Annotated in this window: 10 protein-coding genes; 5 read left to right on the top strand and 5 right to left on the bottom strand. The window is 66.7% G+C overall.

Going from position 1 to position 11,973, the window contains the following annotated elements; all coding sequences use genetic code 11:
• Positions 1-39 precede the first annotated feature (39 nt).
• The 5 genes from SB786_RS21865 to SB786_RS21845 form a co-directional block, all read right to left on the bottom strand.
• On the bottom strand, positions 40-1,440 hold the full coding sequence (locus SB786_RS21865; RefSeq protein ID WP_410729313.1) for a GGDEF domain-containing protein: 1,401 nt from the start codon (positions 1,438-1,440) through the stop codon (positions 40-42).
• A 297-nt stretch (positions 1,441-1,737) separates the two neighbouring features.
• Complete coding sequence (locus SB786_RS21860; protein WP_410729312.1) at positions 1,738-2,916, bottom strand: acetyl-CoA C-acyltransferase; 1,179 nt, start codon at positions 2,914-2,916, stop codon at positions 1,738-1,740.
• Positions 2,917-3,274: 358 nt separating this feature from the next.
• A complete protein-coding gene (gene pncA / locus SB786_RS21855) occupies positions 3,275-3,907 on the bottom strand; it encodes a bifunctional nicotinamidase/pyrazinamidase (RefSeq protein ID WP_006753411.1) in 633 nt (210 codons plus the stop codon).
• A 44-nt stretch (positions 3,908-3,951) separates the two neighbouring features.
• Entirely contained in the window at positions 3,952-6,036 is a 2,085-nt protein-coding gene (locus SB786_RS21850) for a 3-hydroxyacyl-CoA dehydrogenase NAD-binding domain-containing protein (RefSeq protein WP_410729311.1), read from the bottom strand.
• A gap of 194 nt (positions 6,037-6,230) precedes the next feature.
• A complete protein-coding gene (locus tag SB786_RS21845; protein ID WP_410729310.1) occupies positions 6,231-7,874 on the bottom strand; it encodes a 3-(methylthio)propionyl-CoA ligase in 1,644 nt (547 codons plus the stop codon).
• Positions 7,875-8,037: 163 nt separating this feature from the next.
• Here SB786_RS21845 and SB786_RS21840 point away from each other — a divergent pair, with 163 nt between their 5' ends.
• From SB786_RS21840 to SB786_RS21820, 5 genes are all read left to right on the top strand, one after another.
• Positions 8,038-9,606, top strand: coding sequence for a protein adenylyltransferase SelO (locus SB786_RS21840; RefSeq protein ID WP_410729309.1), 1,569 nt, complete (start codon positions 8,038-8,040; stop codon positions 9,604-9,606).
• A 38-nt stretch (positions 9,607-9,644) separates the two neighbouring features.
• Positions 9,645-10,076, top strand: coding sequence for a peptide-methionine (R)-S-oxide reductase MsrB (gene msrB / locus SB786_RS21835; RefSeq protein WP_006761174.1), 432 nt, complete (start codon positions 9,645-9,647; stop codon positions 10,074-10,076).
• A 125-nt stretch (positions 10,077-10,201) separates the two neighbouring features.
• Positions 10,202-10,732 carry a septation protein A gene (locus SB786_RS21830; protein ID WP_006761175.1) on the top strand — a complete coding sequence of 177 codons (531 nt, stop codon included), beginning with the start codon at positions 10,202-10,204 and terminating at the stop codon, positions 10,730-10,732.
• 1 nt (position 10,733) lies between these two features.
• Positions 10,734-11,042, top strand: coding sequence for a BolA family protein (locus SB786_RS21825; protein ID WP_012364068.1), 309 nt, complete (start codon positions 10,734-10,736; stop codon positions 11,040-11,042).
• Between the two features lie 18 nt (positions 11,043-11,060).
• A complete protein-coding gene (locus SB786_RS21820; protein WP_410729308.1) occupies positions 11,061-11,843 on the top strand; it encodes a peptidylprolyl isomerase in 783 nt (260 codons plus the stop codon).
• The last annotated feature ends 130 nt before the right edge of the window (positions 11,844-11,973 follow it).

Below are 11,973 nucleotides of genomic sequence, written 5' to 3'. Positions count from 1 at the left end.
CAACGCGCGCGGCGTCGCCGGATGCGCGCCGGTCGCGCGTCAGTGCGCGACCACGCGATTGCGCCCGTCGCGCTTCGCCTGGTACAGCCGTTCGTCGACCGCCCGCAGCAACGCATCGACCGTACTCCCGTCCACACCGTACTGCGCGACGCCGACGCTGACCGTCACCTGCACGCGCTTGAAATCCAGCCCGAACGGCGAACTCGCGATCGACGAACGCACGCGCTCGGCCGTCATGCGGGCGCCTTCGAGCGGCATCTCGGGCAACAGCGCCATGAACTCCTCGCCGCCGACCCGCGCGAGCGCACCCGCCGGACGAATCGCCTCGAGACACTGGCGCACGACGCCGCGCAGCACTTCGTCGCCGATCTGGTGCCCGTATGCGTCGTTGATGTTCTTGAAGTTGTCGAGATCGAGCGCCAGCAGGCAAAACGGCGTGCCGTCGCGTTCCGCACGCACGATCTCGCGCTCGACCTGCCCGATGAACTGGCGGCGGTTCGACGCACCCGTCATCGGATCGGTGGCGGCCATGTACTCGAGCTTCTGGTTCGTGCGCCGCAGCTCCTGCAGCGCGCTATCGGTGCGCGCCATCGATTCCGACAGCCGGCTCATCAGGTCTTCCTGGCGGTAGATCGCCGAGAACGAGCGCGTCGTCTGCAGCGCCTGCACGACGCCATAGCTGAGCAGGAAGAACCCGCCCGCGAAGATCGCATGCGCGAGCCACCACATGTGATTCCATGGCTTGCCGAGGATGAACGCGACCGACGACAGCGCGAACGCCATGATCGACATGCCGTAGATCACCATCAGCGGCGAACGGATCCGCCTGGCGAGCAGCACGCCGACGTTCAGCAGCGAAAACACCAGCGCGCCGCCTTCCATCGACAGCCGCGTGCCCAGCGCGCCGGCGACCGGCGAATACGCGATATAGGCGACCGCCACATTGACGATCAAGAAAAACGCGATCCACGGCAGCCAGGTTAGCGCGCGCGTGCGCTTCTCCGGCCGATCGGGCGGATTCGAATACGACAGCATGCCCGTCAGCAGCAGGATCGACATCACCAGCCGCGACGCGGGCCCGTACAGCAGGAACAGCCAGATATTGTGGTGCGCCATCCCGGTGAAGACCCCGTGCAGCGCATAGATCATCGCGAAGCCGAGAAAGCCGAGGGTCAGCCAGCGCAGCAGCGGCTCGCCGGACGACCGGTAGCACACCCACGTCACGTAGGTGACGAATGCGCCTTCGAGTGTGGCAGCCGCGATCGCGATTTCATGGAATGCGTGGCTCTCGAACACGACGCGCGGGTCGCCGAAGAACCACAAATAGGCGATCAGATAGGCCGGCAAGAGCGCGAATCCGATCAGCAGGCATTTCGCGTAGAGCCTCGCGGCGGCGCTGACGACGCGCGGGGGTTCCGCCGATGCATAGGTCGTGCTCAATTTGATCCCCGTTTCGGTCTGCTGCGTGGTTCGAACGTCCACGGTGCCGGAAACGCGTGCTGCATCGTCTTCGCCGGCTACCGGAAACGCGTCGCGAGCGTCCGTGCGACGCACGCGCTGGTCCATCCCGCCGAAAGGCAAATGTCAGAGCAAGTATAGATGCGGCAATTCGTTTGACAAGTAAGGAGAAACGGCAGCATCGAAAGGACGCCTTTTACTTGCGATTCCTTTCAAATGGCCTGCGAATGCCGGCGCTCGCGGCTTCCACTCAAGAAGCCGCGAGTTAGCCAGTCGAAATCAAACGATTTCGAACAGCCCGGCCGCCCCCTGCCCGCCGCCGATGCACATCGTGACGACCACGTATTTCACGCCGCGCCGCTTGCCTTCGATCAGCGCATGGCCCGTCAGGCGCGCACCCGACACACCGTACGGATGGCCGACCGCGATCGCGCCACCGTTCACATTCAGGCGTTCCTCAGGAATCCCGAGCGTGTCGCGACAGTACAGCACTTGCACCGCGAACGCTTCGTTCAGTTCCCACAGGCCGATGTCGTCGACCTTCAGCCCGGCCTGCTTCAGCAGCTTCGGCACGGCGAACACCGGGCCGATGCCCATCTCGTCCGGCTCGCAGCCGGCCACCGCGAAACCGCGGAACACGCCGAGCGGACGCAGCCCGTCGCGCTGCGCGACGTCCGCGTTCATCACCACGCACGCCGACGCGCCGTCCGAAAACTGGCTCGCGTTGCCCGCGGTGATCACGCCGCCCGGCACGGCCGAACGGATGTTCGACACGCCTTCGAGCGTCGTGTCGGGCCGGATGCCTTCGTCGGCCGACACCGTCACGTCCTGCGTGAACAGCCGGCCCGTCGCCTTGTCGGCAATGCCCGCGCGTACGGTAATCGGCACGATCTCGTCGTTGAAGCGCCCGGCTTCCTGCGCGGCCGCGGCCCGCAGTTGCGACTGCACGCCGTACGCGTCCTGCCGCTCCTTCGAAATCCCGTAGCGCTTCGCGACGTTCTCCGCCGTCTGCAGCATGTTCCAGTAGATCTCGGGCTTGTGCTCGACGAGCCAGCCTTCCTGGATCATGTGCCGGTTCATTTCGTTCTGCACGCACGAGATCGATTCGACGCCGCCTGCGATGTACACGTCGCCCTCGCCCGCGATGATCCGCTGCGCGGCGAGCGCGATCGTCTGCAGGCCGGACGAGCAGAAACGATTCACCGTCATCCCCGGCACGCTCACCGGCAGCCCGGCGCGCAGCGCGATCTGCCGAGCGATGTTGGCGCCGGTCGCGCCTTCGGGGTTCGCGCAACCCATGATCACGTCCTCGATGCGCGCGGGGTCGAGCTTCGCGCGTTCGAGCGCGGCCGCGACCACGTGGCCGCCGAGCGTCGCGCCGTGCGTCATGTTGAATGCGCCGCGCCACGATTTCGCGAGCGGCGTGCGTGCGGTCGATACGATTACGGCTTCGGTCATGCGAGTCTCCTTCGGTCCTGCTTCAGGTTATGGTCTGCTTACCTATGGAACGCGCATGCGTTGCCACGAGAACGGCCGCTCGCGAGGCGCGCGACGCCGCGAATACTAACGTATTCGCAAGGAGCGCAACGCGGCGAGCGGCCGTTCTCGTGGCAACCCCAAACTTGAAATTCATTCCACGGGAATGCCCGAAATCGCCCGTATGGCGGCGTCGCTCGTCGCTTGTTTGGCTCGGCCAAACGGCGCTCCTCACTTCTTGCCATACGCCCCGAAGGAAGTCCCCTTGGGGGACGAGCGATTTCGGGCATTCGCATGTGCGTTCCATAGGTAAGCAGACCCTAAATCGGATGGGAATGCGCTACGCCGTCGGGCGCGCGCCCGCGGACGTCACATGCGCGACGCCCGCCGCCTGCATCTGTTGCCATGCGTGCGCGAGCGACCCGTTCAGGTCGATCGCGCGGCACGCATCATTGATCACCGCGGCCTCGAAGCCGGCCGCGCGCGCATCGAGCGCGGACCACGCGACGCAATAGTCGGTCGCGAGCCCGCAACACCACACGCGCTTCGCGCCGAGCTCGCGCAGATAGCCGGCGAGCCCCGTGCGCGTCGTGCGGTCGGCTTCGACGAACGCGGAATAGCTGTCGAGCTGGGCGTCGCCGCCCTTGCGAATCACGAGCCTGGCATGCGGGATGTCGAGGTCGCGATGCAGCGCCGCGCCTTCGGTGTCCTGCACGCAGTGCACGGGCCACAGCACCTGCTCGCCGTACGGCAGCGCGAGCGTCGAGAACGGCTCATGCCCCGGGTGGTTCGCGGCGAACGACACGTGTTCGCGCGGATGCCAGTCCTGCGTGAGCACGACCTGGTCGAAGCGTCGCGCGAGCGCGTTGATCACCGGCACGACCGCGTCGCCGTCCGGCACCGCGAGTGCGCCGCCCGGCATGAAGTCGTACTGCACGTCGATCACGAGCAATACGTCGTCGGTGCGTTTCATTGCGTTTCTCCTTGCTGCCTTCGCCGTGCCGTCACGCGCGGCCGTCAGTCGTTGAATCCGCGCCCGGCCGACGCCCGCTCGGCGATCGACGGCGCGAGCTGCCATGCGTCGCCGTTCGGCGCGGCCGCGTAGCGGCGGATCGCCCGCTCGACGTTGTAGAGGCCGACCATGTCCGCGTACAGCATCGGGCCGCCACGCCAGAGCGGGAAGCCGTAGCCGGTCAGGTAGACCATGTCGATGTCGGACGCCTTCGACGCGATCTTCTCCTCGAGGATCTTCGCGCCTTCGTTGACGAGCGCGAACACGAGCCGCTCGACGATCTCGTCGTCGCCGATCTTGCGCCGCTCGATGCCGCGCTCCTTCGAATACGCGACGACCATCTCGTCGACGAGTGCCGACGGCTTCGCCTTGCGCTCGCCCGGCACGTAGTCGTACCAGCCGCCGCCCGTCTTCTGGCCGAAGCGGCCCTGTTCGCACAGGCGGTCGGCGATCTTCGAGTACTGCAGATCGGGCTTCTCGACATAGCGGCGCTTGCGGATCGCCCAGCCGATGTCGTTGCCGGCGAGGTCGCTCATCCGGAACGGGCCCATCGCGAAACCGAATTTCTCGATCGCACGATCGACCTGCGCGGGCAGCGCGCCTTCCTCCAACATGAAGAGCGCCTGGCGGATGTACTGCTCGATCATCCGGTTGCCGATGAAGCCGTCGCACACGCCCGACACGACCGCCGTCTTGCGGATCTTCTTGGCGACCGCCATCACGGTCGCGAGCACGTCCTTCGCGGTCTGCGCGCCGCGCACGACCTCGAGCAGCTTCATCACGTTCGCGGGGCTGAAGAAGTGCATGCCGACCACGTCCTGCGGACGCTTCGTGAACGCGGCGATCTTGTCGACGTCGAGCGTCGACGTGTTCGACGCGAGGATCGCGCCCGGCTTCGCGACGGCGTCGAGCTGGCCGAACACCTGCTCCTTCACGCCGAGCTCCTCGAACACGGCCTCGACGATCAGATCCGCGTCCTTCAGGTCGTCGTAGGACAGCGTCGGCGTGATCAGCGCCATGCGCGCATCGAGCTTCTGCTGCGTGAGCTTGCCCTTCTTCACCTGCGCGTCGTAGTTCTTGCGGATCGTGGCCAGCCCGCGCTCGAGTGCGTCCTGCTTCGTCTCGAGCAGCGTGACGGGCAGCCCCGCGTTGATGAAGTTCATCGCGATCCCGCCGCCCATCGTGCCCGCGCCGATCACGCCGACGCGGCGGATCTCGCGCACCGGCGTGTCGGCCGGCACGTCGGGAATCTTGCTCGCCGCGCGCTCGCCGAAGAATGCATGCCGCAGCGCGCGGCTTTCCGGCGTCATCATCAGCGCGACGAAGCCCTCGCGCTCGGCGACGCTGCCCTTGTCGAAGCCGTTCAGCACGCCGGCTTCGATCGCGTCGATGCACTTGTGCGGCGCGGGGAGATTCGGCGCGGCGGCCCGCGCCGAATTGCGCGCGAACTGGATGAAACCCGCGGCGTTCTCGTGGACGATCTTGCGATCGCGCACGCGCGGGTGCGGCCCCTTCTGCGCACCGACCTTGCGCGCGAACGCGACGGCCGCGTCGAGCAGCTCGCCGTCGGCCATCGCGTCGAACAGCCCGCTGTCCGCGAGTTGCTCCGACGGCACCGGTGCGCCCGACACGATCATGTTCAGCGCGGTTTCGAGGCCCACCGCACGCGGCAGCCGCTGCGTGCCGCCCGCGCCCGGCAGCAGGCCGAGCTTCACTTCGGGCAGCGCGACCTGCGCACCCGGCGCCGCGACGCGATAGTGCGCGCCGAGCGCGAGCTCCAGCCCGCCGCCCATCACGACGCTGTGCAGCGCCGCGACGACCGGCTTCGCGCTCGCCTCCACCGCGCGAATCACGGTGTGCAGCGTGGGCTCCTGCAGGGCCTTCGGGGTATTGAATTCGGTGATGTCGGCGCCGCCCGAGAACGCGCGGCCGGCGCCCGTCAGCACGATCGCCGTGACCGACGGATCCTGCAACGCGCGATCGAGCGCGTCCATGACGCCCTGGCGCGTCGACAGGCCGAGCCCGTTGACGGGCGGATTGTTGAGCGTAATGACGGCCACGCCGTCGCGAGTCGAGTAATCCACTGCCATCTGCCTGCCTCCATGCATCGCGCGCCGGGGTGGCTGCGCTTCATTGTGCGCGGTCGAACGGCCGCATGTCCGGATCGAACCGAGGCAGCATACAACGAAAAAGCACGGTCGTTCAATTTGAATTTTTCCCGTTCCGGGGGGCGGATCGGGCGACCGCGTGGCGGACTACGGGGCGGACCGTCGCCGGTCCTGGCTTACGGCTCGCCGACCGCCGTCGGCAGCACGTAGTCGCGGAACGTCTCGCGCAGCTTCAGCTTCTGCAGCTTGCCGGTCGCGGTGTGCGGCAGCGATTCGACGAACACGACGTCGTCGGGCACCCACCACTTCGCGACCTTGCCTTCGTAGAACGCGAGCAGCGCGTCACGGCTGAGATTCGCCCCTTCGCGCGGCACGACGACGAGCAGCGGACGCTCGGTCCATTTCGGGTGCGCACAGGCGATGCAGGCGGCTTCGGCCACGCCCGGGTGCGCGATCGCGACGTTCTCGATGTCGATCGAGCTGATCCACTCGCCGCCGGACTTGATCACGTCCTTGCTACGGTCGGTAATCTGCAGGAAGCCGTCGGGATCGATCGTCGCGACGTCGCCGGTGGGGAACCAGCCGTCCGACAGCGGCGAGGTGTCGCTCCTGAAGTAGTGGTCGATCACCCAGGGCCCGCGCACCTGCAGTTCGCCGAACGCGACGCCATCCCACGGCAGTTCGTGGCCGTCGTCGCCGACGATCCGCATGTCGACGCCGCAGATCACGCGCCCCTGCTTCTCCAGCAGCCGGCGCTGCGTGTCGAGCGGCCGCTGCGACTGCGCCCAGTTCAGCTTCGCGAGCGTGCCGAGCGGCGACAGCTCGGTCATCCCCCATGCATGGATCACGCGCACGCCGTATTCGTCCTCGAACGTGCGCAGCATCGCGGGCGGGCATGCGGAGCCGCCGATCACCGTGCGGTTCAGCGTCGAGAAGCGCACGCCGGCCTCGCGCATGTAGTTCAGCAGCCCGAGCCACACGGTCGGCACGCCCGCGGAAAACGTCACGCGTTCGGCCTCCATCAGTTCGTACAGCGACTTGCCGTCGAGGTCCTTGCCGGGCAGCACGAGCTTGCCGCCCGTGAGCGGCACCGCGTACGGCAGCCCCCACGCGTTCACATGGAACATCGGCACGACGGGCAGCACGGCGTCCAGCGCCGACAGGTTCATCGCGTCGGGCAGTGCGGCGCCGTATGCGTGCAGCACCGTCGAGCGATGCGAATACAGCACGCCCTTCGGATTGCCCGTCGTGCCCGACGTGTAGCACAGGCCCGACGCCTGCCGCTCGTCGAGGCGCGGCCAGTCATAGTGACCGTCTTCGGCGTCGACGAGGGTTTCGTAGCACAGGTACGGCAGCGCGCCGGACGGCAGGTGCGCGGCGTCGGTCATCGCGATCCAGCCCTTCACGTGCGGGCACTGCGGCGCGATCGAATCGACGAGCGGCGCGAAATTGATGTCGAAGAAAACGTAGCGGTCTTCCGCGTGATTAATGATGTAGGCGATCTGCTCAGGAAAGAGGCGCGGGTTGATCGTGTGGCACACGGCGCCCATCCCGCCGATCCCGTAATACGCCTCCAGGTGCCGGTAGCCGTTCCAGGCCAGCGTGCCGACGCGGTCGCCCGATTCGACGCCGAGCCGTGCGAGCGCCTGCGCGAGGCGCTTCGCGCGTTGCTCGCAGTCTCGGTACGTGTAGCGATGCAGGTCGCCTTCCACGCGCTTCGACACGATCTCCGTGTCGCCCGCATAACGCGCGGCATGCGCGATCAGCGACGACACGAGCAACGGCATGTCCATCATCTGGCCCAGCAACGGCTTACCCATCGTCTTGTTCTCCCGGAAGGACGCGAATCGGTGACCAGCCTTGAAGCGGTGCGCCTGCTTGCGGCCCGTCCACGGCCGGACGGGCGTCGCGCAACGCACGCGGGCCGCCATGCGGGCGGCGCGGCGCCGCCTTACAATATCGGCTTACCCAGAGGCGCTCAACATGTCGTTTTCCCGAAGCGCAGCCGATGCGGCTGACACTCTCCCCGACCTCGCCGCCACGCTCGGCGCGCCGGCCCTTGGCGCGTTCGTCACGCTCGGCGACGCGTTTCATACGCGGCTGCCGGCCGCGCCGCTGCCTGCGCCGTACGTCGTCGGCTTTTCGGACGAAGTCGCGCAATTGCTCGGCCTGCCGGCATCGTTCGCCGCCCAGCCCGGCTTCGCCGAGCTGTTCGCCGGCAACCCGACGCGCGACTGGCCCGCGAACGCGCTGCCGTACGCGTCGGTGTATTCCGGTCACCAGTTCGGCGTGTGGGCCGGCCAGCTCGGCGACGGCCGCGCGCTGACGATCGGCGAACTCCCCGGCACCGACGGCCGACGCTACGAGCTGCAGATCAAGGGCGGCGGCCGCACGCCGTATTCGCGGATGGGCGACGGCCGCGCCGTGCTGCGTTCGTCGATCCGCGAATTCCTGTGTTCCGAAGCGATGCATCACCTCGGCATCCCGACCACGCGCGCGCTCACGGTGGTCGGCTCCGACCAGCCGGTGGTGCGCGAGGAGATCGAGACGTCGGCCGTGGTCACGCGCGTGTCGGAGAGCTTCGTGCGCTTCGGCCACTTCGAGCACTTCTTCTCGAACGATCGCCCGGACCTGTTGCGCCAGCTCGCCGATCACGTGATCGACCGCTTCTATCCGGCGTGCCGCGACGCCGACGATCCGTACCTCGCGCTGCTCGAAGCCGCGACGCTGCGCACGGCCGAGCTCGTCGCGCAATGGCAGGCCGTCGGCTTCTGCCACGGCGTGATGAACACCGACAACATGTCGATCCTCGGCCTGACGATCGACTACGGACCGTTCGGCTTCGTCGACGCGTTCGACGCGAATCACATCTGCAACCACTCCGACACGAGCGGCCGCTACGCGTACCGGATGCAGCCGCGCATCGCGCACTGGAACTGCTACTGCCTCGCACAGGCGCTGTTGCCGCTGATCGGGCTGCAGCACGGCATCAGCGACGACGATGCGCGCGCCGAGCGCGCGGTTGACGACGCGCAGGCCGTGCTCGCGAAGTTTCCGGAACGCTTCGGCCCCGCGCTCGAACGCGCGATGCGTGCGAAGCTCGGCCTCGAGCTGGAACGCGAAAACGACGCCGAGCTCGCGAACAAGCTGCTCGAAACGATGCACGCGAGCCATGCGGACTTCACGCTGACGTTCCGCCGGCTCGCGCAGCTGTCGAAGCACGATGCGAGCCGCGACGCGCCGGTGCGCGACCTGTTCATCGATCGCGACGCGTTCGACGCGTGGGCGAACCTCTACCGCACGCGGCTGTCCGAGGAGACGCGCGACGACGCGGCCCGCGCGGCCGCGATGAACCGCGTGAACCCGAAATACGTGCTGCGCAACCATCTGGCCGAAGTCGCGATCCGGCACGCGAAGGAAAAAGACTTTTCCGAAGTCGAACGACTCGCGCAGGTGCTGCGCCGGCCGTTCGACGAACAACCGGAACATGAAGCGTATGCGGCATTGCCGCCCGACTGGGCCGGGTCGCTCGAAGTGAGCTGTTCGTCGTGACCCGCACGACCCGACCGACCGATCAGGAGAATTCCCACATGTCACACGATTCCGACGATAAAACCTACCCGTACCAGAAGGATGACGCCGAACTGCGCCGCCGCCTCACGCCGATGCAGTACGAGGTCACGCAGCATGCGGCGACCGAGCGCGCGTTCACCGGCGAATACACCGACACCGAAGACGCCGGCATCTACACATGCGTCGTCTGCAGCACGCCGCTGTTCGAATCCGGCGCGAAATTCCATTCGGGCTGCGGCTGGCCCAGCTATTTCAAGCCGCTGAACGGCGAGGTGATCGACGAGAAGATCGACCGCACGCACGGGATGGTGCGCGTCGAGGTCCGCTGCAACCATTGCGGCGCGCATCTCGGCCACGTGTTCGAGGACGGCCCGCGCGACAAGACCGGTTTGCGGTACTGCATCAATTCGGCTGCGTTAAACTTCGAGTCCCGACCCGAAAACGAATGAGCGGCGCCGGACGGATCGGTCGGACAGCCTTCCCCGGCTGCGCCGATTCCGGACGGTGTCGCCTGGCGGGTCCCTACAACGGTGAAAGGCCGCGCGATGCGGTCTTTCACGCAGCTGCGAGCGCCATGAAATTCCTGTTCGATCTGTTTCCGATCATCCTGTTTTTCGCCGCCTTCAAGGTCTGGGGCATCTTCACCGCCACCGCCGTCGCGATCGTCGCGACGCTGGCCCAGGTCGCGTGGGTCGCCTTCCGCCACCGGAAGGTCGACACGATGCTGTGGGTCAGTCTCGGCGTGATCGTCGTCTTCGGCGGCGCCACCCTCGTCCTGCATGACGAAAAATTCATTCAATGGAAACCGACTGTGCTGTACTGGTTGTTTGCGATCGGGCTGCTCGCCGCACGCTATGCGTTCGGCAACAACCTGATCGAGAAGATGATGGGCAAGCAGCTTACGCTGCCGCATCCCGTATGGGACAAGCTGAACGTCGCGTGGGCGCTGTTCTTCGCGGTGCTTGGCGTCGCGAACCTGTACGTGGTGCAGAACTACACCGAATCGCAGTGGGTGAACTTCAAGCTGTTCGGGACGACGGGCGCGATGGTCGTGTTCATCATCCTGCAGAGCCTGTGGCTCACGAAGTACCTGAAGGACGAATGACATGACCGACGCCTTTCTCGACGCCTCGCCCGACGAGCGCATCGCGCTGATCGAAGCGCGCCTCACCGCCTCGCTCGCGCCGCTGTCGCTCGCGGTGCGCGACGACAGCGCGCAGCACGCGGGCCACGCCGGCGCGGCCGCCGGCGGCCACTACACGGTCACGATCGTGTCGGCCGCATTCGCGGGCAAGCCGCGCGTGGCGCGGCACCGGCTGGTGTATGATGCGCTCGCTGATGCGATGCAGCGCGGCATTCACGCGCTCGCGATCGTGGCTTATACGCCCGAAGAATTCAACGAATCTTCAATCTAGTCTCAACAGGAATTCCCGATGATCCTGAAATCCCCCCGCCTGTGGGTCGCGGCGGCTGCTTTTGCAGCGGCACCGGCATTCGCCCAGAACATCGCCGTCGTGAACGGCACGCCGATTCCGAAGTCGCGCGCCGACGCGATGGTCGCGCAGCTCGTCCAGCAAGGTCAGACCGACAGCCCGCAACTGCAGCAGGCCGTGCGCCAGGAACTCGTGAACCGCGAAATCCTGATGCAGGAAGCGATCCGCGAAGGCATCCCGAACCGCCCGGACGTGAAGGCGCAGGTCGCCGTCGCGCAGCAGACGGTCGTGCTGCGCTCGATGATCGAGAGCTTCCTGAAGAAGAACCAGCCGACCGATGCGGACGTGAAGGCGCGCTATGACGAGCTCGTGAAGGGCGCTGGCGGCAACCGCGAGTACCACCTGCATCACATCCTCGTCGACAGCGAGCAGCAAGCGAAGGACCTGATCGCGAAGATCAAGGGCGGCGCGAAGTTCGAGGATCTCGCGAAGCAGTACTCGAAGGATCCGGGTTCGGGCAAGAATGGCGGCGACCTCGACTGGTCCGACCCGAAGGCGTACGTGCCGGAATTCGCGGCGGCCGCGCAGAAGCTGCAGAAAGGCCAGATGACCGACACGCCGGTGAAGACGCAGTTCGGCTGGCACATCATCCGTGCCGACGACATTCGCGACGTCGCGCCGCCGCCGTTCGATCAGGTGAAGGCGCAGATCGCCCAGCAGCTCGTGCAGCAGAAGCTGCAGGCGTTCGAGGAAGGCCTGCGCCAGCAGGCGAAGATCCAGTAACGTCGGCGACACTCGCCCACGCCAAGGCCGCTCCCCGGAGCGGCCTTTTTCATGGTTCTTCACGGATTAGCGTGAAGGCGAGGCCTAAAAGGAAAGCGGTGCCCGAAGGAATAGACTGGTTGTGCGACCA

The organism is Burkholderia sp. SIMBA_062, assembly GCF_046534765.1.
Lineage (GTDB): Bacteria > Pseudomonadota > Gammaproteobacteria > Burkholderiales > Burkholderiaceae > Burkholderia > Burkholderia ambifaria.
Note: the sequence above shows the minus strand (reverse complement) of the source record. Positions and strands in the feature narration are given on the sequence as shown.

Excerpts from the sequence above, each read along its gene's own strand:
- msrB (WP_006761174.1), top strand. The coding sequence starts at position 9,645 with ATGTCACACGATTCCGACGATAAAACCTACCCGTACCAGAAGGATGAC.
- pncA (WP_006753411.1), bottom strand. The coding sequence starts at position 3,907 with ATGAAACGCACCGACGACGTATTGCTCGTGATCGACGTGCAGTACGAC.
- SB786_RS21850 (WP_410729311.1), bottom strand. The coding sequence starts at position 6,036 with ATGGCAGTGGATTACTCGACTCGCGACGGCGTGGCCGTCATTACGCTC.
- SB786_RS21830 (WP_006761175.1), top strand. The coding sequence starts at position 10,202 with ATGAAATTCCTGTTCGATCTGTTTCCGATCATCCTGTTTTTCGCCGCC.
- SB786_RS21820 (WP_410729308.1), top strand. The coding sequence starts at position 11,061 with ATGATCCTGAAATCCCCCCGCCTGTGGGTCGCGGCGGCTGCTTTTGCA.
- SB786_RS21825 (WP_012364068.1), top strand. The coding sequence starts at position 10,734 with ATGACCGACGCCTTTCTCGACGCCTCGCCCGACGAGCGCATCGCGCTG.
- SB786_RS21845 (WP_410729310.1), bottom strand. The coding sequence starts at position 7,874 with ATGGGTAAGCCGTTGCTGGGCCAGATGATGGACATGCCGTTGCTCGTG.
- SB786_RS21860 (WP_410729312.1), bottom strand. The coding sequence starts at position 2,916 with ATGACCGAAGCCGTAATCGTATCGACCGCACGCACGCCGCTCGCGAAA.
- SB786_RS21840 (WP_410729309.1), top strand. The coding sequence starts at position 8,038 with ATGTCGTTTTCCCGAAGCGCAGCCGATGCGGCTGACACTCTCCCCGAC.